Raw genomic sequence first — 22,416 nt, forward strand, 5'->3', positions numbered from 1 at the left:
GTGAGACTCTGTAGCGCAGAAATGCTCGCATTTCTGCATTGCAGAGCCGAACCGGGCCTAGTACGCAAACACCGGGCTGGCTTTTATTTTTACCCAAAGTAGCAAAAATATTGGAAATTACAGACAAATGGTCATGTAGGGGTCTGCCACCTGCGATGGTCCTTACCCGGCTACCCGTAAACGGGTTATTTCTTTCCGAATAGGCCTAACTGTTCTCCGTACTCGTCTTCTTTCAATTGATTTTCAATGTACGCCTTGATTTTCTGCGTATTTTTCCCTGTCGTGTCAACGTAATACCCTCGGCACCAAAACACTCGGCTTCGATATTTTTTCTGTAATTCAGGATATTTCTCATTGATCATCAAACTGCTTTTGCCCTTCAGGTATCCGACGATTGATGATGGCGAGTATTTCGGGGGAATCGAAAGCAACATGTGTACATGATCAACGCAGACTTCGGCTTCAATAATCTCAATATCCTTCCATTCGCACAATCTTCTCAGAATCTTTCCTATCTCAAGTCTGCGTTCCCCGTAGAAAACCTTCCTTCTGAATTTTGGGGCAAACACAATGTGATATTTGCAATTCCACGTTGTATGTGCAGTTGTATTTCTATTATTCATATTAATCCTTTGGTTTTATTGTGATGCAGTTGGCAAACCGCACCATCAATTTAGTCAAAGGATTTCTTTTTTCATGATTGCCAGAAGGCTTTACTTGAACACCCCAGCATAGCTGGGGATTTTCATTTTATACAAAAACACCCCACCACTCATCGTGACGGGGCGTTTTCACTTTCGTCATTCTGACACCGAAGGTGGAAGAATCCAGGACTGGATCCTTCACCCCTGTCGGGATTCAGGATGACGCGTTAACCGATTACAGGCTGATCAACCCTTCCGTATCCTTGGACATGGCGTCATAGAATGCGTAGCGAGCGTCCACTTCCTTCTGGAGGTCGTCGGCCAGCTTCTTGGCCACTTCCGGATTGCTACGGGTGAGCTGCTTGTAGCGGTTCTCGGTGTAGATGTATTCTGCAACCGGGATCGTCGGCTTTTTGGAGTCGAGGATAAGCGGAGCCTTTCCGACCGCGGCGAGAGCAACCTTCAGGGCGGCAACGTTTTCACGCTGGGCCTTTGTGAGCCGGAGGCGACATAAGTCTATTCCTTAATGCAACGAATGTAATATTTCATTGTTTCTATGCTATGCCCCAATGAAGAAACGCTCATGTAGTTATAACAAACATAGAGTGTATAAAAATAATCAGAACCGTCTGATTCATTTGTCCAAAAAGAAACATCGTTGCTTTCGTTACGGCTTTCTGTTAAATAAGCAAATCCCCCAGCTCTTAAAGACATCCCGCATTTGTTGGTATTTATGGTATCTTGTATATCGCGAATTTTCACCGTCAATGCGACTGATATAGGTTGAATCGGGAAGAAAAAAAGTTCCCTAGGGCTAGCCCCTGGGGAACCTGGCCGAAACTTTTCTACCTTGCCGATTCTACCAAAAAAGGACATGGCGGTGAGTCTCAACCAAGCACAAAGATACGAAATACGAGCGCTCAATGCGGCAAAGATCCCCCCGAAAAACATAGCCTTGCAGCTGAAGGTCCACAAATCCACAATCTACAGGGAACTAAACAGGGGCGGCGGCCGCCAGCATTACGACCCGGTCAAGTCGCAGGAACGGGCAGACCTCCTTGCCGCGACAAGTCACCTGCATTACGACTACGACGAGGACGACTGGAAAATCGTGGACGGGAAAATCAAGGAAGACTACTCTCCCGAACAGGTGAACGGACGCGCGAAACTCGATGGGATGGGTGTCCCTAGCGTCGCCACGATATACAGGCATGTGAACAAGGACGAGGACCTGAAGAAGCACTTGCGGCACGGCAAGAAACCATACCGTAAGCGCGGGGAGAAGAAGGACAAGAGAGGCCAGATTGTAGGCCGCGTGCCCATCGAGGAACGTCCGGCAATCGTGGACGAGAAATCACGCGTAGGCGACATCGAGATAGACCTGATAAACAGCGCGGACCATGACGCGAACCTGCTCACGATCAACGACAGGATGACGAATTACAGCCTGATAAGGTATCTTCCGACGAAGAACGCGAAAGACCTGAAGAGAACGCTTGTGAGGGCGCTGAAGGACTTTGAGAAAACGTTCGAAGTCAAGATTCTCACAATCACTTCGGACAACGGGAAGGAGTTCGCCTGTCACGCAGAAATAGCGAAAGCTATGAAGGCGGATTACTACTTTGCGAACCCGTACCACTCCTGGGAGCGCGGTGCCAACGAGAACATGAACGGTCTAATACGCCAATATCTTCCCAAGAAGGAGTCGTTCAAGGGAATCTCTCCCCGGAAAGTTCGCTGGATACAGGATAAACTGAACAACAGGCCTCGAAAAAGGCTTGACTTTATGACCCCTTTAGAGTATATTTATACGCAAGTTAAACTACAAACCTAAGTCGCGTTAGCGACGAAAATCCGCCTATTTTCCCAATATCCTGCGGAGAGAACGTTCATTCTATTATCTACTGTAATTAGGAGATTGTCATAATCATTTGACTTTGGCATACGCCATCCTGCAGGACACAATTGATCTAAATTTTTACCAAGATAGAGTCTTCCATATTTTTCACAATTTTCAGGTAAACTATCATAGCAAAAACTTCCTGCGGCTTCATAACTTAAGCTTTGCGCCATCCAAACCTGATCGCCGATGGTCGTATATTGATATTCCTGACCATCACGTTCATCCACGAATGTTCCTCGATTTGGCATGCCATAGATGTTCGTTCCTTCTGAAGGGCAAACGGTCGCTGCATCAAAACTATCGTCTGCATCAGTTGTGCAGGCTATAAGAATTAGGCTGGAGATGGCAAAACCTATGACCCGCCAAGATAAGTTCATTCTAGCAACGAATTTTATAGCCTTGTTGCTAAGGAAAGATTGAAATTTTGTTTTTTTCATAGAGGACTCCCTATCTGAAGATTTTCCAGGACAGAATCTCATTCCCGCGACGAAGAACAAGGTAGCTTCCTGGTGTGAATGTGTAATTTGAAATTGAAACAGAATGTTCGCCCTCGTTCCATATTCCGAAACTGCGCTTATATGGACGCAAAGAAAAATAGCCTGATGCTCGGAGGAATCCTACCATGGCATCTAAGTTCTTTATCGAAGGATTGTTGCTAAGAACTCCTTCGAATTCACGCATCAGCGTGTTGCCATTTTTATTGGTGAAGATTCCAAAAGGCATTTTCAACGCACGGCTCTGCAGAACGCGCGCATTTTTTCGGCGGATTTTTTCCCGGGGAAACTTTCCAGGGCACTGGAAAGATCGACCAGTTCGGGGTGAAAACTTTTTACGATTTCTTGGATGTTGTCCGCAGAAATGCCTCCGGCCATCCATAGCGCCGTTTGGGAAGAAAGCGTTTGCAGCGTTTCTCCGTCAATGCGTTTGCCTGTGCCGCCAAGGGCTTCGGGGCTGTAAGCGTCCACCAGTGCGCGGGGGATGCCGTGCTGAAAATGATTCGCGAGTTCTTGCGCTTCGTCGCTGGATTTCAAGCGCACCGCTTTGTAATATCCGAAATCGGCGGATTCCAGTTCTGCGGGTATTTCGCATCCGTGGAATTGGATGGCGTCCAGAATGCCACCATTCGCTAACCCCAGCGCTTCGTTTTCTTCGGGGCTTTCGTGTTCGGTGACGACTCCCACGCAAAGGGGCGCATCTTTTCCGAATTGCTTTTTCACTTGGGCGATGACATCTTGCGCTTCCGTGGCATTTGTTTTTCGGGGGCTTTGTGCGCTGAATACAAAGCCCAGCAGATTGGCGCCGAGTTCTGCGGCAAGAAGGGCGTCGTCCGCGTTCGTTATTCCGCAGATTTTGACGATTGGCTGGCCGGGATTCCTTGTGCGCAGGGATTTTCGCATTTGGGCGATACGCTTCCAGAATTTTCCAAAGCCGTCGGGTTTGGCGTGCAGGAAGCCTTCGACGAGCTTTTGTACGGCGGGTTGGTTTTTGGCGGCGGCTTCACCGATGAGGACTCCGGCAAATCCGAGGCGACGGGCGAAGGCCGCATCTTTTGCTGTCTGGATGCCGCTTTCAAAAACGGCGCGTTCACCGAGTTCGTCGATAAATTCGGCGGGGATCAGGGAGTCGATATGAAAGTTTTTTAGGTCTCGGGAATTGACTCCGGCCACGCAATCGACTGTGGCGCGGATTTTTTTCAGTTTGCGCAGGTCGTCTTCCGTGCGGACTTCCACAAAGGGTGTCATGCCCAAGGCGGCGGTGCGGGTAGCCATTTGCAAAAGGGTTTCGTCCGAAAGAATCCGGGCGATGAGAAGGACGGCGTCCGCGCCAAAATCGTAAGCGACATCGACTTCTTCGGGATAAAGCAGAAAATCTTTGCGCAAAATGGCGCAATCGGGTGCGGCTTCTGCGACTTTTAAAATGTCGGCGAGGGAACCGTTAAAATAGTGGCTTTCGGTTAAAACGGAAATGGCGCCGGTTCCCGCTTGGGCGTAAATTCGGGCGGTTTCCGCAGGATCGAGTCCCATGGCGATATTTCCCTTGGATGGGGAGGAACGCTTGACTTCCAAAATGGTTCCCGCTTTTTCGATAAAGGGGTGCAGTGGACGTTTTCGAGAGGGGCGTTCAAATCCGAAGCAGATTCCCAAGCGGGCGATATCCGCTTTTCTTTTTTCGATGATTTCGTTCAGAATATCCCGGGCCATTTATTTTCCTAAAAAGAAAAGCGACCCCGAAGAGTCGCCTTTGAAATTTTATGTTTCAAAAGTTAGATTCCAAAAGCGTCGTTAGCCGAGTCCGCCATGCTCTGACCGTCTTGAGGATTTGCGGAAACAGGCGCGCTGTTGGCTTGCGGAGCTTCTTCGGCTTCCTGTGTGGAAGCGATGGAAAGCTTGTTCGCTTTAAATTTGTTCATCGCGATAGTTGTCGGTTTCGCCGTCAAATTAACATAACCCTCTCGGTTTGCCTGTTCGTTGATGAAACGAGCTTCTTGTGCCATCATCACCACGGCACGGAAGGTGGAACCCTTGCAGGCTTCGCTTGCGTAGATGTCGTCAAGGTAAACGCGATTGTTAGACATAAGCCACCTTGTAAAGTTTTAGAAGAGGGAGAGGGATTCGAACCCTCGTTACAGTTAAGTAAACACGCTTTCCAAGCGTGCGCCTTCAACCACTCGGCCATCCCTCCAAGGATGCGTCGCAAAGATAATAAAAACCGGCGCGTCTTGTCAAGGCAAAAGTCGGAAAAAATGCAAAAAAGGCTTGTTTTTTTTGTGTTTTAGGGAAAATTCGGCGAAATTTTTCGTTTGAAAAGACTTTTTATGGGAACGGCAAAAAATCCCGAAGGAATTCGGGATTCGTTTTGCTTGCAGTCGTCTTTTCGAACCGGTATAAATTTGTAACTTTGCTCTATGTTAACAGCGTCGCAAATACAAGAACTAGTGAAAGGCGGAGAAGGCTACAATGTGGATTTCAAACGCAGCGTACCTTCCAAAGTCAAGGAAATCTCCGATGAAGTTGTCGGCTTTGCCAATGCCGCCGGCGGTTATGTTCTTATTGGAGTTGATAACGATAATCACATTGTCGGTGCTGAAATTGATAACAACAAGCGCTCTGCCATTCAAGGTACAATTGGAGAAATTTCTCCGGCCCTGAAATGCGAGCTTTATTCCGTCGATGTGGGAGACAAAAAAGTATAGGTCATTGATGTTCTAAATAGCAAGGACAAACCTTATATTACGGGAGGGGTCGTCTATGTCAGAGAAGGGGGCAATTATCAAAAACTCCGTTCTGCCGAAGAGATTAGGGCTTTATTTGCCGAGTGCGCCAAGATTTTTTACGATGCCATTCCTTGCCGTTGGTTTGATATTGATAGAGAAGTAGAGCCGCGTAATTACAAGACCTTTATGGAAATGGCAAACCTTTCCGATACTTTACCTCTCGGGAGTTTATTTGAAAGTCTTGAACTTTTGACAGAAGATGGTGTTGCCAAAAATGCTGCGGTTCTCTTCTTTGGTCGCGACCCGGAACGTAAATTCCCCCATGCTGTTATTAGGTGTCTCCGTTTCAAAGGGATTGGACAAGGTCCATATTATCGACGACAAGACCTTTGGAGGACCATTGTATCAGCAATATCTCGATGCGCTTTCATGGATTGAGAGTAAACTCGAAGTGGAGTATATCATCAAAGGGACTGGACCCCGCCAGGAAATATGGGAAATTCCTCTTGATGTTTTCAAGGAAGCGATTATGAACGCCATTTGCCATCGTGACCTATATGAAGAAGGTGCGACAGTTATGGTAGAAGGATATGATGACAGGGTTGAGATATCGAATCCCGGTGGATTGCTTCCAATAGTAGCTGCGGAATTCGGACATAAAAGTATGAGCCGCAACCCGCTGATATTTGGACTCTTTACAAGAATGCAGGTTGTCGAGAAAGTTGGATCCGGCATTCCCCGAATGCGGAAACTGATGCAAGACGCAGGGTTGCCAGAACCGAAATTTGATACCCAGGGCTTCTTTACGGTGACATTTATGAAGCGGGACAAGACGAACACCACCCGGGATGATAGATTAAATGATAGATTAAATTCCCGTGAAAAAAGAGTACTCCAACTTTTGTCCGAGAGCCCCGGTCTAAAAACCAACAAGTTGGCCTCGTTAGTAGAAGTCAGCGTTCCCACATTATCTCGCACCTTAAAGAGTTTAATCGAACTTGGATTGATTGAATTTCGTGGGGCCAAAAAGACCGGAGGATATTTTTTAACCACAGGCAAACATTAACGGAGGCTTAACGTTTCAAACGGGCGATTTCGTCGCTTAAATCGCGAATCAGCGGTTCGATGGTCGCCGCGGAAAAATCGAAGCGGATGCCCGCGCGAGAGAAAATTTCCGGGAGAGGCCTGCTGCTTCCGAGCGCTTCGGCGGCAAAGAGGTCTTCCAGACCTTTTTTCGGATTTTTGCGGAAGTTCTCCCAGACTTGGAGCGCACCGAGTTGGGCGATGCCGTATTCGATGTAGTAGAAAGGCACTTCAAAGATGTGCAGCTGTTTTTGCCACAGGTAGGCGCGTTCGTCGTCGAGTCCCGAATAATCGATGCCCGCGTCGTAGCGGTCCATCACGGAAAGCCACATTTCCTTGCGGTCGCTGGCGGTGTGGTTCGGGTGGGAATACATCAAGTGCTGGAACGAGTCGATGGAGGCGACCCAAGGGAAAAGCCAGATGATCTCTTCGAGTTCGCTGATTCGGCTGCGGTTGGCGTCGGCTTCGTTCGGGTAGAATGGAGAAAGGTCCGTGGACCCGATGAGTTCCATGCTCATACTGGAAACTTCGGCAAATTCAGAGGGCACGTCGTGGAAGGCGGTCAAGGGCAGGTCGGCGACTCCAAACTGCTGGAAGGAATGTCCGCTTTCATGGAGAAGGGTGTAAATATCGCCATCGGTTCCCGCGGCGTTCATAAAGATAAAGGGACGCCCGCTTTCTTCAAATCCGATCTGGTATCCGCCGGGAGCTTTTCCCACACGGCTGTCCGGGTCGATCAGTTTTTCCTTTTGCATGGTGCGGAACCAGTTGGAGGTTTGCGGGGAAAGCCTGTCGAATATCTGACCGACTTTTTCAATCAGTTCGTCGCCTTTTTGAAAAGGCTTGAGCGGCGGGCGGGAAAGGGCATCGACGTCGGTGTCCCAAGGGCGCAAGCGTTCAAGTTTTAACATCTGCGCTTTTTCCCGGTAGAGATCGGCGAGATAGGGCAGAATAATTTTTTCAATACTTTCGTGGAAGGTCCGGCAGTCCGCAGGAGTGTAGTCGAATCGGGATTTCGCTTTGAAAATGTAATCGAGATAATTGTCGAATCCCGAATTTTTGGAAATCTGGATGCGGTTGCGGAACAGCGTGTCGAATGCGGAGTCCAGGCGTTCTTTGTCTTGAAGCCTGCGGCTGGCGATTTTTCTCCAGGCGTCTTCGCGGATTTTCCGGTCGGTCTCTTTCAAAAGGGGAGCCATCTGCTGAAGCGTCCTGGTTTCGCCCTTGTATTCGACCGTCATGGTGCTCGTAATCTGCTGGTATGCCTGAATGTCCGTGGTTTCTTTGGTGAAGAGGGGAATGTTTTCCTGCCGGAAAAGTTCCAGGCTGGAACGGACATCGCGAAAGTACATCCCGAATTCATTTTCCAGATCGGGAATGTTCGGGTGAGCCATCATTTTGCGTTCCAGTTTGTTGCCGTAGTCTTCGCATATCGGGTCGATGTTTTGTACAAAATCCATATAGGCTTTGGCGATTTTTTCGTCCTGGGTATGCGAGGTCATGGCGACGTAGCGCCGTGCGTTTTCTTCGGAAAGAACGGTGGAAAGTTCATTCCACTGGAGAATCCATTCTCTCAAGGCTTTCGCGTTGAAGGGGATTTCCTGTTGTAAAAGCTTCTGGTAGTATTCGGTGACCAGCTTGGCGTCGTCCGCTTTAAAATCGGCGGGAATAAAACTTCTTTTCATCATGAACCTAAATTAGATAATTCGTTTAGCAGCCATGCTTCGTCGTGAATGGGGATGCCCAGTTCTTGCGCTTTTTGCAGTTTGCTGCCAGCGGCTTCACCCGCTAGAACCCACGACGTCTTTTTGCTGACCGAGCCGGAAACTTTTCCTCCGTTTTCTTCAATCATTTTTCGGGCGGCGTTTCGGTCGAGAGTCGGGAGGGTTCCGGTTATAACGGCGGTGATTCCGGCGAAATGATCTTTGACTTCTCCGGTAAATTGGGTCTCCAGACCTTTGGATACGAGCGCGTCTAATTCCGATTTGAAAACGGGATCTTTGAAAAATTCGCAGATGCTGCTGGCAATGCGATCGCCGATGTCGGGAATGGCGGTAAGTTCTTCGATAGTCGCCTCTTGCAATTTTTGCAAGGTTCGGAAATGCTTGGCGAGAATTCGGGCTTTGGTGCGACCGACAAAGCGGATTCCAATGGCGAACAGCAGGTTTTCTAAACTGAGCCGCTTGCTTTTTTGAATGGCGTCGAGAACGTTTTGTGCGCTTTTTTCGGCCATGCGATCCAAAGAAACCAAATCTTCCTGAGTCAAGTCATAAATGTCCGAAAGATTTGAAATTTTATGAGCGTCCAAAAGTTCGGCGATAAGGGCGGGTCCCAGATTTTCGATGTTCATGGCTTCGCGAGAAACAAAGTGTTCGAAAAGGCATTGCCTCATGGCGGGGCAGTGCAGGTTTTCGCAGCGCAGATCGACCTGCTCCTCTTTTTTGCTGAGGGGCATTCCGCAGACGGGGCAGTATTCGGGAGCGGCAATAGGAACGCTGTGCTCCGGTCGCTTTGTCAAATCGACTTCTATGATTTTGGGAATGATGTCGCCGCCTTTTTCGACTCCGACGGTATCGCCAACTCGCACTCCGAGGCGTTCTATCTCGTCAAAGTTGTGCAAGGTCGCCCGTTTGACGGTTGTTCCGGCCAGCCGGACGGGTTCAAAATTGGCAACCGGAGTGATGCGCCCCGTTCTTCCGACTTGAAAATCGACGGAATGAATTTGCGTGTAGGCGCGTTCGGCTTTGAATTTATAGGCGAGAGCCCACCGCGGGCTTTTGGAAGTAAATCCCAGTTCCTGTTGCAATTCCAAATCGTTCTGCTTGATGACCATGCCGTCTATCGGGTAGGGAAGTTCTTCGCGACCTTCCAGAATCCGGTCGGAAATCTGCATGATTTCTTCGGTGTTGTGTGCCGTCCAAAATTCATTTGTCGGGAATCCAAAGGCCTTTAGCATTTGCAGATTTTCGGAATGCTTTTGGGTGCCTATGGCATCAGGGATATGGTAAGCGAAAAAACGGAGGCGGCGTTTGGCGCATTCCTGCGGGTCTTTTAATTTCAGCGTTCCGGATGCCGTATTGCGCGGATTCTGAAATCCTTTAAGCCCTTGGGCTTCCAGTTCGTCGTTCAGGAATTCGAATGTTTTAAATTCCATATAAACTTCGCCTCGGACTTCGAGAAGGCCTTGCGGAGCCCCGTCGATTTTGTGCGGAATGTCCGCAATGGTTTTTACGTTGGCGGTCACATCGTCGCCTACGGAGCCGTTTCCGCGAGTTGCCGCCCGGACGAGAATCCCGTTCTGGTAGGTCAGCGACATACTGATGCCGTCGATTTTTCTTTCGCAAATCCATTCGGTTGCTTGAGGAACGCTGGATAGCGCCTGATGAATAAATTCCGCAACCTCCTCCTTGCTGTAGGCGTTGGAAATGGAAAGCATGGGAATGCGGTGTTCCACTTTTTGAAAATGATTGAGAAGATCGCTCCCGACAACGGCGGTTAGCGATTCGGGATTTTTCCATTCTGGGTGGGCGATTTCAAACGCTTCGAGTTCTTTGATGCCAAAGTCGAAATCCTGGTCGCTCATCGGCGAGTAGCCGTCTTTGTAATAGGCTTCGCTCGCTTGTTTCAATTGTTTTTGCAGTTCTACATAGCGGGAATAATCATCGGTGTTTTGCATAATTCAAAAATATAAAATGGTGAAAAGGCGAAATTTCTTTTCAAAAATTAAGTCCCGTTTCGCTTGCCCAAGGAATGTAGAAGTGCTTCCTTGACGCTAGTTGGTGATTAGAGCCTATCGATTAGTTCGGCAAACGGTTGCTGAGCTTGTCGAAGCACACTAACCAAAATTCAGGGACCGGTTAATAGTTATGAGTTGGGAATTGAAACTAAGAACTAAGAACTGAGAATAATTGAGAGCATTTGGTGGAAGATTGCATATAATTCCCCAATTTTTAGAGCTGGCCTTTTGCTATTTTAATACCGATGAAAAAAATTGTCTCTCTTTTGTTCCTTGCTGTTGCCGCGTTGGCAACTCCGCCCGTTATTTTTGAATCCGCACAACCGTTCCGTTCTGAGGAGCTGTTTCAAAAACTGGATGAAAAGGGCGGTGGCGGCACTTGGATGGAATGGGATGCCGATGGCGTGCTGGATTCGGCGATCGCAGCGATTGTGATGGATGAAAAGGGGCAGATTCGCCGCAAAGTGGAGCACGGTTGGCTTTTGAATTCACCAAACGGGAAAAAATTATTCGCCCTTTTGGAGAAAAAAGAAAAAGGAGAAAAACTTTCTTTTTTTGAAATCGGTAAAATTTCCACGAAAAAAGTTCCCTTGGATATTAAAGAACCGCTTCAGGCCCAAACGGTTTTTCGGGATTATCGAGAAAAACTTCCCGGACTTTATGTGCATCTCGACGATACGAATTTACAGGTTGCCGTCCGTCAGAACGAAATCCAGTTTTCGTATTTAAAACCCGATGCGCAGCCCATTGCTCCCATTCCTCATTTTGCGATGCTTTCGGAATCGCAGAAACTGTTGGAAATCCAGACACGGCGTGATTTTTACGCTTACGAATATGCGTTGATGGTGCAAGCTTTTATCGCCAGTACTCGAGGCCTTTTCAACTGGCAAATTTGGCATTGGTACAATAAGGATTGGATTTCATCGGCGATGATTTCCGAACGTGAAATTTCGGCAATCCTTTCTTCTCCGGACCAAAGTAAATTTGTACGCATTTTCTTTCAAAAGCTTTCTAGCGGAGGCTTTATGGAAATGCAGACAAATTCACATGGATCCTTTCTGCTGACGATTCGTCGGTAGCGTTTTATGCCCAAGCGAACCGGAATTGCTGACTTGCCGCTGCATACGGGGACGGTTCCTCGCTGGCTTGCGGACAGAATGCGCGATCTGGGACGCCTGATTGCAGAGAGCATTGTTGAAAATTACGGGAAAAGGGAATTTCTTGTTCGATTGAGCGATCCTCTTTGGTTTCAGTCCTTGGGCGCGGTTTTGGGAATGGATTGGCATTCTTCGGGAATTACGACCAGCGTGATGTATGCGTTAAAGCGCGGATTGAATCCGATTGCCAAAGAGCTTGGCATTTTTATTTGTGGAGGCCGGGGAAAGTATTCCCGGGAAACGCCTGCCGAACTTTTGGCCTTCTCGGACAAGACGGGTTTGAATGGATGGGATTTGGAACGGGCGAGCCGCTTGTGTGCGAAGGTGGATAATACGGCGGTGCAAGACGGATTCCAGCTTTACCAGCACAATTTTATTGTTACGGACGAGGGGGATTGGGCTGTCGTGCAGCAGGGGATGAATCCGGCAGTGCGAGCGGCAAGACGCTATCATTGGAGCTCTGCCCGTTTGCGTTCTTTCGTGGAAAATCCGCATTCGGGAGTGGTCGGCGAAAATCGGGGCGAAATTTTAAATCTGACGGACTTGGGCGCGGCTCCGACGAGAAGTTCCATTCTTTCCCTTTCTCGGGAAAATCCGGATCGAGTCCTGCATGAAATTTCGCAGATGGTAAATCCTTCGACGTCGATTGTCGTGCCGGAGCAATTCGATTTGTTCGATTCGAAGCCGGAACCGATTGAAATTTGCCATTCCCGCGATTTGCGGATGCCCTCGCATCATGATGTCCGAATGGAAGATGTGAATCTCAAGCGTTTAGGCGGCGTTCTTGCGACCGCTTACGAATCCAATCCAAACGATTTTGAAAGTCTGCTTTTGACCCCTGGACTGGGGCCGCGTACATTGCAATCGCTGACCCTTGTCAGTGAAGTTATCAACGGGACGCCTTCTCGTTTCAGCGATCCGGCGCGTTATTCTTTTGCGCACGGGGGAAAGGACGGTCATCCTTTTCCTGTTCCTTGCCGTATTTATGACGAATCGATTCGTATTCTGGGAGCTTCCATTGAACGGGCAAAACTCGGAGAACGCGATAAGCTGGAATGCTTAAATCGCCTGCATCGGACGCAGCTTTTTGTGGAAAAAAATTGCCATCCGACGGCGGATTTTCAAAAAACGCTCGCTCACGAGAAAGCGCATTCCGAGGAGTGGGGCGGAAGAGTGGTGGGATAATTTAATTTTCCCTTAAATCATTTTCCAAAGCGTCGCGAAGGGCACGAATGGCTTTTCCGCGATGGCTGATCGGCTTTTTTTCGGCGAGTTCCATTTGGGCAAAAGTCTTTGAAAATCCGTTCGGAATAAAAAGCGGATCGTAACCGAATCCTTTGTCGCCCACAGGAGCCAAGTTGATTTGCCCACGGCATTCGCCTTCGAAAATCCGGGGTTCGGAAATCGAAAATTTTCCGTTGCTTTCTCGGATGACAGTCTGGTAGGAAAGGGCACAAAAATATCTTGCGCTGCGATCTTTAACTACTTCGAGTTTCTGGAGCAGTTTGGCGTTGTTGGCCTTGTCGTCTCCGTGTTTTCCGGCATAGCGGGCACTGTAAATCCCGGGCTCACCGTCAAGAGCAAAAACCTGCAAACCCGAATCGTCGGCGAGGACGGTCGCTTCCGTATTTTTTTCGGCGAGCCATCTGGCAACGGTTTGCGATTTGATGATGGCGTTTTCTTCAAAGGAGTTTCCGTTTTCTAGAATATCTTCTTCAAAACCGATTTCCCGGAGGGTTTTAAAATCGTTCTGTTCGGTTCCTAAAATAAAGGCGAAATCCCGGATTTTTCCGGCGTTTCCCGTAGCGATGACGAATAAGCGTTTCATACGACGGCAATTATAGAAAATGTGAAGTGTCTGAGAATGGGACGTGTTGCTGTAAACAGGAAGCGAAAAATGCTAGTTCTCAGTGGTTAGTGCCCTTCGATAAACTCAGGGACCGTTGGTCGAACTATGGTTGGTTTCAACCTTACCCAAGCGTTTTTATAGAGGCTGCCTAAACACGAAAATGTCGCAGCGGATTGTCCGATTAAAATAAAAGAGGGAGCTTCCCTTTTCGAGAAGCTCCCATAATAGGGACAACTATAAGCCGGGTTCTGTGCCGGCATAGAGTCGGCGATGACCATCTATCTGGGCACGCCATTGCTGACGGCCTCGAGCAACCTACCCGAATTCCGACTGGAAAAGGCTACCCAGGCTCCGTAATCGGAGCGGAATTCTGCTTGGTCTTGCACCGGATGGGGCTTGCCGTGCCATTTCTGTCTCCAGAAATGCGGTGAGCTCTTACCTCGCCATTTCACCCTTGCCTTTGAAGCGAACTTCAAAAAGGCGGTTTGTTTTCTGCTGCGCTTTCCGTCGCATTTCTGCTCCTGGACGTTATCCAGCATCCTGCCTTGTGGTGCCCGGACTTTCCTCCCTTGCTTTCGCAAGAGCGGCCATCCGTTGTCCCGCAATCAATTTAGAAAAATTTTAACCTTTTGTCGAAAAAAAGAAAAGGGAATTATATACAATCTTCCTCCAAATTCCCTCAAATAATTTTTTTTCAAAGCGTGATTTCTTTTTCACAAGGGGAATTTCTTCTCGCAGACTGCGAGGTGCTCGCTTACCCATGAGCCTTGGGAACTTGTTCCCTTAGGCGAATTGTCCCTTCCAGGGATACTTCAACTACGGAATCGGAGATTCCTAGTTTCAGGGATCCTCGTCGGATGCAGCCGTTTCTCCTATGAACTCTAACAACTAATAACTGACAACTAATAACTACCCCCTAACCATGGTTCGACTAGTTCGACAAGCGGTTACCGAGCTCTTGCCGAGGTGCACTAACCGACGGTCCCTGAGTTTATCGAAGGGCACCAACCAAGCAAATCGGGTGGAGTTTTGTATATAAGTTCCAAAGAAAACTTCATCACTGGCGGACGGATTTTCCCTTTGGAATTCATATTTTGTAAAATCGTCTAAGGAATGAAATATGGCGAAATGGGACTTCCGGGGCGTCTCTAAAAATTCATTTTCACAAAAATCGGCTGCATTAGAGTTGTCAGTGGTTGCGGAAAATGACTTTTACGAATAATGGTGGAAGGCCTTTCTTCGCGTCGAGGGAATCTTTGCGATTTCAAAGGAAATGATTTTATGGGGCATTTTATTTTTCTATCGTTTCCTATATGAAAAAAGGGATTCGCATCATCGGAATTGTTTTGGCGGCGCTGCTCTTGCTGTTTTTCGCCGCTTGTCTTATTGCTCCGAAATTCGCTGGCCGCTACATAGAAGGACACTCCCGAGAATGGATAGGAAGAAAAATTCAAATCGGCAGCATTTCTTTCAACCCGTTCCGTTTTACAGTGCGGATTGAAAATTTTGACCTTTTTGAAAACGACGATACGACAAAATTTGTTTCTTTCCGGGAATTTTTTGTCAATGTGGATCCGAGCTGCCTGCTTGTCGGGGACATTTGTCTTTCGGAAGTTCGCATGGATTCGCCCTTTGCTCGCGTGGTCAAAAACGGGGAACATTTTAATTTTAGCGATATTCTCGATCGCTTTGCTGTTTCGGATTCGTCGGCGGATTCGTCGTCCAGCAAATTGGAAACGCTGGCGGAAGCCTCGGAAACGGATAGCGTTCAAACTCAAAAATCTCAAGGAGAAAAATCCCCTCAAGAACAATCTTCATCGGATGCTGCGGGAAGTGCGCTGCCTTTGGGAATTTCGATTCGGCAAATCGCCGTTCTTTCTGGAAATGTCATCTTTGAAGACGGGGAAGTGCAGTCGCATTTGGAATTGAAGGATTTTTCGGTGCGCGTTCCCGAAGTTTATTTTTCGGATAAAAAAACTTCGGCGGGTTTAGAGCTTTCGTTTGCGAGCGGCGGCGCGTTGAAGGTTTTTGCCGATTACAATATGCAGCAAGGAAACTTTGGCGTTCGGGTAAAGTTGTCGGATTTTTCGATGGGAGCCGTGCAGCCTTATTTGAAAACGGCTTTGCAGTTTCAGGATTTGTCGGGCAAAGTCGGCGTGGATATTTCGGCGACGGGCAATGTAAAAGATGTTCTGTCGGCTTCGGTGAAAGGTTCGGTGTCTGTGGATGACGTGGTTTTGACGGAAACTTCGGGAAAGACTTTGGAAGTTGCACATTTGGGCGTGGGGATTGGCGACGTGAACTTGGGCAAGAATCGTTTTGTTCTGGATTCGCTCACTTTGCGTAGAGCGTCTGCGCATTTCGACCTGTATAAAAATTCCAACAATATCCAGGTTTTTTTGACTCCGAAGAATAGTTCTGGAGAGTCTGGCGAGCAGGAATTTCGGGATTCCGTGCTTGCGGCTTCCGTGGATTCTACGGCTGCCAAAACGTTGGACACCAATTCGGAAAAATCCCCAAACGATTCGTTGAAAAATGAACTTTCCCAAACGCCATCTTTGCAGGCTTCGCTCGCGAAACTTTCCGTATCCGAAACGAAATTCACCTTTAACGACAATACGATTCCCGGCGGCTTCTCTTATACGGTTTCGGGGATAGCTCTGGATGCGTCGAATATCGCGCTTGATAAGCAGGTCTCCTTGCTTGTGCACGCGGCGCTTCCGCATGGCGGTTCAGTGAAGGTTTCCGCCAAAATGCTACCTTCGGACAGAACTTCCTTGCAAGCGAATATCGATGTGAAAAATGTGAATATGGCGGACTTTTCCAAGTATTCGGAACATTATACGGGCTATCCGCTGGAAGCCGGTTCTCTTGGATTCGCTTCGGACAACGTGATTCGCCATTATGAAATCGACAGCCGCAACAATATCGATATTTACAATTTGACTGTCGGGGACAAGCCTTCGGATGCCAAGCCCGAATATACGGTTCCGATGAAAATCGCCCTCTACATTCTTAAAGATAAGGATGGCAAAATTGCTTTTGACATTCCGGTGAAAGGCAATTTGCAGGATCCCGAATTTTCATACGGGAAAATCGTCTGGCAGACGCTGGTCAATTTGCTGGTAAAGGTTGCGCTTTCTCCGGCCAAGTTGATATTCGGAAATTCGACGCCGAGCGATTTTGCGTTTGATATTGCCGCCGACGACTTCACCAGCGAACAATATGGAATTGCACAGGAATGGACGAAGGTTCTTTCCCTGAAGCCGGGTTCCAAATTGACGGTTGTGCAGGTTTACAATCCCAAAAAACAGCAGGAATCTTTTCTCCGCAAAATGGAAAAACTCGAATTTTACAGGGCGCAGACGGGCAAAGCGAATTTGACGCCGGTAGAACGCAAGGCGGCATTAGAAGCCAAAGACGACGATGCGTTTAAACAATTTCAAGAGACGTGGAAACGCCCTTCGGATAAGGAGTTGCTGGAGATGTTGAATCGCCTCGCCCAACAGCGAAATGAAAAATTGCAGAAAATTCTGGCGACACAGGATGGAGTGTCCGCGCAAAATTTGAAGGTCCGTTTGGCGACTGCCGAAGAGCGTCGTTCCATCGGCAATAAATCCGTATTCCGGATGTCGGTGCAGTTGCCGTGATTCGGGGAGTCTTCATTCTTTTTGCTGCCGTCGCTGCTTTTGCCGCGGTTCCGGCGAAGTCTTTTTTTGTGCGTCCTTCGGCGGATTCGCTCGTCTTTTTCCGGGTGGATTCCATTGTGGTTCAAAACGGAGACGCTTTTGACGATTCCAAAGCGTATTCCTGGGCGGATAGTCTGGTTTATCGGATAGGAAATACGATTCATATTGAAACCCGTGAATCTGTTGTAAAAAAACTGGTTCTTTTTGATGTCGGCGATTCGGTGAATTTATATGAACTCATCGAAAGTGAAAAAAATTTGCGAAGCCAGGCGTATATCGCCGATGCGCATATTACACGGAAAATTTCCTCAGATGGAAAAAATATTTTGTATGTCAAAACCAGCGATACCTGGACGCTGACGATTCCGCTTTCCTTGGAGCGTCCGAGCGATGGACCGGTTTATTTTGGCATTGGGCTTTGGGAAAATAATTTCTTGGGATTCGGGCAGACTATCGGCGTGTACTATTCCCATGATGAATTCCGGGATCGCTATATGGCGCTTTATAACAACGCAAATTTCTTGTTCCGCCATAACCGATTTGAGCTTTCCATTTCGGAAAATACCGATGGCTATACAAATTATGCGACCATGTATAAGCCTTATCTTTCCCGCAGCAAAAATGAATGGGCTTATACGGCAGCGGGCTATATGGACAAGCGGGATGTCAAGTATTATTGGACGGGCCAATTGCCTTCTTCGAAGGTTGCAATTCCCGTCGCCGATTCCGTCAAAAAGGATTTGCCTAGTTTCAATGACAGGCATGGCAATGTTCTTCTTCGGGTGAATGAACTGGAAGAAGATTCGGCGTCATTCCGCTTGGGGCATTCTTTTGGCAATGAGGAGTTTAAAATTCATTTCTCGCTGGGTTATGATTATCACAGGCTGGGACGTTCCTATAAAAATGCTAAACGGCAGTTGTTTTTAGAAAACAATCGGGCTTATGCGTTGGATTCTTCGGAGGTTGAAAAGTGGATTCCCGAAATGCTCGATTCCCGTCTGGGCTTCAGTTTGGACTTTTCCCGCATCCGCTATGATCGCCTGATCAATTTTAAACACGCCAAGTGGACGGAAGACGTGGAAAAGGGCTATACCGTTAAAATCGGCTATTCCAAAAATTTCGAAGCATTGGGGGCAATGGATAACGACAGCCGTCTGGATTACAAAATTTCGCTGGCTTTGGGATCGAAACAGCATCACCTGATGCTTTCCGCCTGGTCGTATTTTTATTTTAATTCGGAACGCCGTCGGGATGTTTATGAACGGATTTCGATGGAATATATTTGGAGAAGCAACGATTGGTTTTCCACGGAATTGCGTGGGCATATCGATACTTACAAGGATGCGCCTTACGGCAAACAGCTTTCCTTGGGCGGGCTTTCCAATCAGGAATTCTATGGCTTTCCGACATACCTTTATACGGGGCAGGCGCGCTTCTTTGGGCAGTTGGAAGAGCGCTTCTTTCCCCATTTCGAAATAGGGACGGTTTCGCCTGTTTTCGCCGCCTTTTTCAAATTCGGAGAAACGTCGTCGGCAATTCACAAATTTGAACCTCGGGATTTGACATACATCGCGGGTTTTGGCATTCGATTCGCCATGACCAAATCCGTCTCTAATTTAGTGAACCATTTGAATTTTAGTTGGCCTTTGAACGGTCCGCTCAAATCGGCATCTCCTAAAATCAGCCTGATCGGATTGTTTTCCCTGTAGAGGATTTATGAACCGGAAACTTTATGTTGTGGAATTTATCATCGGCGTTATTGCCGTTGTTCTCGGGTGCTGGATTTCTATTCTGGTGTGGCGTGACGGCTATTTTCCCGGAGCGTTGATGCTGGTTGTCACGGGATTTTTAAGTACGCTTCTCGCTTTCAAGGAATTGAAAAAAATAAAAGGCCCTGCATGGCAGGAATCCTTTCTGAAAATACTTCGGCGAACAATGCTCTTTTTGAATTTTACGTTGTCGCTTGTCGTGCTGGGAACTTTGTTTTCAATGGTCCTTTAATTAGGGATTTGCCGGGGTCAGCGTCTGGAATAGCTTATGGTATGTTGCTGAATCGATTCGGGCGTATGTGGAAATGATTGTTCCGAACTGGTAAAATGCGGAATCGCCCCGAACTCGCATATAGAACGGCATTTCCAGAGAATTCTTTCCCGTGAGCAGGGAATCGCCTTCGACATGCGCTTGCAAATCGCCGTTGATGTTGCGGATAGTGTAGTTGTTTTGGGAAGGATCCGGCTGAAAAACTTCAAAAATCATGTTTTCATCGCCTTGCCAATAACCGGTAAAAACGGTTTTTTCCTGTTTGCCGCAAGAAGTCAAAATGGCGAGCGAGGCAAAAGTGGCAATCCAAAACAATTTTTTCATCTTGTTCTCCGAAGGAATGAGTGCCTCTTTAAAATAGTTATTTTTGAAATTGTATGCGTTCTTGTTCTGCCATGTTGCTTTTCTTTTGCGCAATCTGCTGCGCGGAGTGGGGACCCGCCGAAGTGCATAATCTGCTGATTAAAAGGGTTCAGCTAAAAACGGGAGTCTATACGGGAAAATTGGATGCCGCCATGGATTCCGCCGGTCTGGTCGTCGTTGCAGAATATCACAAAGTGATGGGGGATTCCTATCGCCCGACGATTACAAGCGCAAATGATTATGGAAAACACGCTCGCCGTTCCAAACATTATGAAAATAAGGCACTGGATTTTCGGATTTCCGACGTCCCGCGGAATAAAAGGTCGCAGCTGGTGGCGTCGATTCGCCAAGCTTTAGGCAAACGCTTCAACGTCTTTTGGGAAGAAAAGAACACGGCGAACGAGCATTTGCATATCGAGCTTAAAGAATAGCCGCTTTATTTGGCGTCTGCACAGCAGCGGAAGCCGACAAAGTTGTACTGGTTCTGCGGGTAAAAGCTGTATTTGGTGCTGGAACAGTGGCTTTCGTTTTGCGTGTCCCAGGCTCCTCCGGCGACAAGGAAGCGGTTGGGCGCATTGGCGGGGGTCGCCGTCCATTCCCACAGATTGCCGTTCATGTCGTACATGCCGAACCAGCTCCGGCATCCTTCTTTTCTGCCGGCGCGTTTTGCGGATTTTGAATTGGTATTGCAGACCGAGGGACGGTAACTGTTTCCATAGGAATAGCGGAATCCGTCTTTTCCCCGGCAAGCGGCGCTCCATTCATCAAAGCGGCAGAGGCGTTTTCCCGCCTGTTCGCAAAGGGCGACTGCTTGTTCATGGGAAACCATGTCTTTGGCGATTTCTCCGGGAATGTTGGGATATTCGTAGGCATCTACGCACACGGTCTTGCCGTTTACAGGAACAGGGTAGGCGTTTTTGCCGCAAAGATTGTCGCTCGCCATATCGTAGCGGACTTTTTGCCAAGGCGTTCTATTGCCCGCGGAGTCTTCGGCCTGATAATAGACGTCGCCGGTTTTGTTGTAAGTCACCGCTCCGGTCAATTCTTGCGCTTGATTTGTATCGCCGACGGCGTAAAATGTTTTGCAGCGGATTTCGTTGCATTTTACTTTGATTTGAATAGGATCGTAATATCTTCCTTCGGGCGGTAAGATGAAGGCTTGAGGAGGAATGGAATCCCGATTGTTGTAAGCTTCGATGCTGTCCGCGATTTCCTTTCTCCGCCGATTCAGGCTGTCTTCTTCGGCTTTTTTCGCTTGGGCGATGCTGTCTCTGACAAAACGCTTCCGAGCGGCTATGCTGTCCTGTCGGGCTTTTTCTTCGGGCGAAAGCGGCTTTGGCGTCGCCTTGACAATGCTGTCTTGGATGCGGGCTAGGCTATCCGCGCGGGCGATGCTGTCGGCGAGAAGTGCGGCTGCAAGGCTGTCTTTGTAGCGTTGCAGGCTGTCTTCCTGGAATTTCTTGTCTTTGGCTTTGTCGTCGATTTCGGTTTTCCGTTCGGCAAGCATATCCGCTTTCATGTGGGAAAGCTGGCATTGGACGACAAATAGGGCCGCGAGCAGCAGCAACATCAGGACGAGAATCGTCAAGTGGTATTTTCTTTTTCTTTGAAGCTGGCGTTCGGAAGAATTTTTTTGTGCAGGTTTCATAAGAAATTCCCAATGGCAAAGAGGAATGGATAAAGGCTATTTGGATGCGGAGTCGTCAAAAAGAGCGCGCCAGTGGCGCTTGATTTCTTCTTCGACTTCTTTGACGCTGAGCTTGCGCCGAAGGGTGGTGCGGTAGGCGATGGAAATATAACCGGTTTCTTCGGAAACGACGATGACCATGGCGTCGCTTTCTGCGGCGAGCGCTTTGGCGGCTCGATGGCGCATTCCGTAACTGGTGTCCTGTTCCGAAGTAATCGCTGGCAGCGGAAGAATGCAGCCCGCGGCGACGATGCAGCGGCTGTTCAAGATGACTGCTCCATCATGGAGAGCCGAATTGGGGAAGAAGAGGGCGCGCAACAGGCGAGAGCTGATTCGGGCGTTCAGCGCTTCTCCAGTGTCGGCGTAGTTCCGGAGTCCCACGCGGTTTTCCAAAACAATCAATGCCCCGAATTGATTTTTTGCCAAGTCCTGAACGGCGGCTCCGATTTCTTCGGCAATTTTGTTCAGTCCGCTCTGGTGGAAAAAGAGATTTTTCAAATTCATTTTGGCGGCGGATTGGCCGATGCGGGTGAGCGCTCCCCGAATTTCCGGTTGGAAGAGGATGACGATGGCGATAATGCCGAGAGTCGCCAGATTGCTCAATAGCCAAACCAGGGTGTGCAGTTCCCACCATTGCGCCAGAATCCACCCGATAAGCAGAAGGCCGCCTCCGACAAACATCTGGACGGCGCGCGTTCCGCGAAAGAGCAGAAAGACGTAATAAGCGATAATCGATATCAGAAAGATGTCGAGAATATCCGCAAAGCGGACATCGATAACGCCAAATAATTTAAACAGGTGCATGGCGGAAAGCCTTTAGTAGTTGAAAGGATTCGACGGCTTCGCGGACATCGTGCACTCGGATGACGGTTGCTCCGCCCAATGCTGCCAAAATCCCCGAAACGACCGTGGGAATGAGGCGGTCGCTGTTTTCAAGTCCGGGCGTTTTTCCGATAAAGGATTTGCGGGACATTCCATAAAGAACGGGAAAGCGGGTATCGACAAATTTTTCGGCATAGGCGATCAAATCCAGATTGTTTTGCAAGTCTTT

At 48.3% G+C, this 22,416-nt stretch carries 18 protein-coding genes, 1 tRNA gene, 1 other RNA gene and 2 pseudogenes; 8 read left to right on the plus strand and 14 right to left on the minus strand.

All coding sequences use genetic code 11. The features are described from left to right. Positions 1 to 166: 166 nt before the first annotated feature. A pseudogene (tnpA, locus tag BGX14_RS15035) lies at positions 167 to 623 on the minus strand (IS200/IS605 family transposase); the annotation flags it as partial. A 537-nt stretch (positions 624 to 1,160) separates the two neighbouring features. Next, a complete protein-coding gene (locus tag BGX14_RS15045) occupies positions 1,161 to 1,520 on the minus strand; it encodes a hypothetical protein (protein ID WP_095880334.1) in 360 nt (119 codons plus the stop codon). On the opposite strand from BGX14_RS15045, the gene BGX14_RS15050 reads away from it, so the two are divergent. Beyond that, positions 1,519 to 2,478 carry an IS30 family transposase gene (locus BGX14_RS15050; RefSeq protein ID WP_095878741.1) on the plus strand — a complete coding sequence of 320 codons (960 nt, stop codon included), beginning with the start codon at positions 1,519 to 1,521 and terminating at the stop codon, positions 2,476 to 2,478. The two genes, BGX14_RS15045 and BGX14_RS15050, sit on opposite strands and share 2 nt — an antisense overlap. Here BGX14_RS15050 and BGX14_RS15055 read toward each other — a convergent pair. The 4 genes from BGX14_RS15055 to BGX14_RS15075 all read right to left on the minus strand — a co-directional run bounded on the left by BGX14_RS15055 (position 2,475) and on the right by BGX14_RS15075 (position 5,229). Next, positions 2,475 to 2,984 (minus strand): FISUMP domain-containing protein, encoded by a 510-nt coding sequence (locus BGX14_RS15055; RefSeq protein WP_158223358.1) that lies wholly within the window; start codon positions 2,982 to 2,984, stop codon positions 2,475 to 2,477. The genes BGX14_RS15050 and BGX14_RS15055 overlap by 4 nt on opposite strands. A gap of 288 nt (positions 2,985 to 3,272) precedes the next feature. Continuing rightward, the gene (locus BGX14_RS15065; RefSeq protein WP_095880336.1) at positions 3,273 to 4,748 is read right to left on the minus strand and encodes a bifunctional indole-3-glycerol phosphate synthase/phosphoribosylanthranilate isomerase; all 1,476 of its coding nucleotides are present in this window, start codon (positions 4,746 to 4,748) and stop codon (positions 3,273 to 3,275) included. Between the two features lie 62 nt (positions 4,749 to 4,810). Then, positions 4,811 to 5,122 (minus strand): hypothetical protein, encoded by a 312-nt coding sequence (locus BGX14_RS15070; protein ID WP_073305060.1) that lies wholly within the window; start codon positions 5,120 to 5,122, stop codon positions 4,811 to 4,813. Between the two features lie 22 nt (positions 5,123 to 5,144). After that, positions 5,145 to 5,229, minus strand: a tRNA-Ser gene (locus BGX14_RS15075). A gap of 223 nt (positions 5,230 to 5,452) precedes the next feature. On the opposite strand from BGX14_RS15075, the pseudogene BGX14_RS16550 reads away from it, so the two are divergent. Continuing rightward, positions 5,453 to 6,827 (plus strand): annotated as a pseudogene (locus BGX14_RS16550) (ATP-binding protein). A gap of 7 nt (positions 6,828 to 6,834) precedes the next feature. Here BGX14_RS16550 and BGX14_RS15085 read toward each other — a convergent pair. Beyond that, positions 6,835 to 8,532 carry a M3 family oligoendopeptidase gene (locus tag BGX14_RS15085; RefSeq protein ID WP_095880337.1) on the minus strand — a complete coding sequence of 566 codons (1,698 nt, stop codon included), beginning with the start codon at positions 8,530 to 8,532 and terminating at the stop codon, positions 6,835 to 6,837. Next, the gene (gene ligA / locus BGX14_RS15090) at positions 8,529 to 10,520 is read right to left on the minus strand and encodes an NAD-dependent DNA ligase LigA (RefSeq protein ID WP_233126575.1); all 1,992 of its coding nucleotides are present in this window, start codon (positions 10,518 to 10,520) and stop codon (positions 8,529 to 8,531) included. Before ligA ends, BGX14_RS15085 begins: the two co-directional genes overlap by 4 nt. A 305-nt stretch (positions 10,521 to 10,825) precedes the next feature. Here ligA and BGX14_RS15095 point away from each other — a divergent pair, with 305 nt between their 5' ends. Further along, the gene (locus BGX14_RS15095) at positions 10,826 to 11,659 is read left to right on the plus strand and encodes a hypothetical protein (RefSeq protein WP_095880339.1); all 834 of its coding nucleotides are present in this window, start codon (positions 10,826 to 10,828) and stop codon (positions 11,657 to 11,659) included. Positions 11,660 to 11,665: 6 nt separating this feature from the next. Continuing rightward, positions 11,666 to 12,922, plus strand: a complete 1,257-nt coding sequence (locus tag BGX14_RS15100; RefSeq protein ID WP_095880340.1) for a DUF763 domain-containing protein — start codon at positions 11,666 to 11,668, stop codon at positions 12,920 to 12,922. Between the two features lies 1 nt (position 12,923). Here BGX14_RS15100 and rdgB read toward each other — a convergent pair whose 3' ends face one another. Together rdgB and rnpB are read right to left on the minus strand one after the other, a co-directional pair. Then, positions 12,924 to 13,565 (minus strand): RdgB/HAM1 family non-canonical purine NTP pyrophosphatase, encoded by a 642-nt coding sequence (rdgB, locus tag BGX14_RS15105; RefSeq protein ID WP_095880341.1) that lies wholly within the window; start codon positions 13,563 to 13,565, stop codon positions 12,924 to 12,926. A gap of 242 nt (positions 13,566 to 13,807) precedes the next feature. Continuing rightward, positions 13,808 to 14,189, minus strand: an RNA gene (gene rnpB, locus BGX14_RS15110) — RNase P RNA component class A. A gap of 710 nt (positions 14,190 to 14,899) precedes the next feature. On the opposite strand from rnpB, the gene BGX14_RS15115 reads away from it, so the two are divergent. The 3 genes from BGX14_RS15115 to BGX14_RS15125 are packed head-to-tail and all read left to right on the plus strand — an operon-like array spanning position 14,900 to position 19,276. Continuing rightward, positions 14,900 to 17,236, plus strand: a complete 2,337-nt coding sequence (locus tag BGX14_RS15115; RefSeq protein WP_095880342.1) for a DUF748 domain-containing protein — start codon at positions 14,900 to 14,902, stop codon at positions 17,234 to 17,236. After that, positions 17,233 to 18,984 (plus strand): hypothetical protein, encoded by a 1,752-nt coding sequence (locus BGX14_RS15120; RefSeq protein WP_095880343.1) that lies wholly within the window; start codon positions 17,233 to 17,235, stop codon positions 18,982 to 18,984. The genes BGX14_RS15115 and BGX14_RS15120 overlap by 4 nt, the downstream gene beginning before the upstream one ends. 7 nt (positions 18,985 to 18,991) lie before the next feature. Continuing rightward, positions 18,992 to 19,276: a hypothetical protein gene (locus BGX14_RS15125; protein ID WP_073305076.1), complete on the plus strand. Its 285-nt coding sequence runs from the start codon at positions 18,992 to 18,994 to the stop codon at positions 19,274 to 19,276. On the opposite strand, the gene BGX14_RS15130 is transcribed toward BGX14_RS15125, so the two are convergent. Further along, positions 19,277 to 19,639, minus strand: a complete 363-nt coding sequence (locus BGX14_RS15130; protein ID WP_095880344.1) for a hypothetical protein — start codon at positions 19,637 to 19,639, stop codon at positions 19,277 to 19,279. A gap of 53 nt (positions 19,640 to 19,692) precedes the next feature. On the opposite strand from BGX14_RS15130, the gene BGX14_RS15135 reads away from it, so the two are divergent. Beyond that, on the plus strand, positions 19,693 to 20,109 hold the full coding sequence (locus BGX14_RS15135) for a hypothetical protein (RefSeq protein WP_143394061.1): 417 nt from the start codon (positions 19,693 to 19,695) through the stop codon (positions 20,107 to 20,109). Between the two features lie 5 nt (positions 20,110 to 20,114). Here BGX14_RS15135 and BGX14_RS15140 read toward each other — a convergent pair whose 3' ends face one another. The 3 genes from BGX14_RS15140 to BGX14_RS15150 all read right to left on the minus strand — a co-directional run. After that, entirely contained in the window at positions 20,115 to 21,326 is a 1,212-nt protein-coding gene (locus BGX14_RS15140; RefSeq protein WP_095878718.1) for an SUMF1/EgtB/PvdO family nonheme iron enzyme, read from the minus strand. A gap of 36 nt (positions 21,327 to 21,362) precedes the next feature. After that, complete coding sequence (cdaA, locus tag BGX14_RS15145; protein WP_073305084.1) at positions 21,363 to 22,169, minus strand: diadenylate cyclase CdaA; 807 nt, start codon at positions 22,167 to 22,169, stop codon at positions 21,363 to 21,365. Next, on the minus strand, positions 22,156 to 22,416 hold a 261-nt coding region (locus tag BGX14_RS15150; RefSeq protein WP_158223359.1), incomplete at its 5' end, for a dihydropteroate synthase. The genes BGX14_RS15150 and cdaA, both read right to left, overlap by 14 nt.

The organism is Fibrobacter sp. UWS1 (assembly GCF_002300445.1).
Lineage (GTDB): Bacteria > Fibrobacterota > Fibrobacteria > Fibrobacterales > Fibrobacteraceae > Hallerella > Hallerella intestinalis.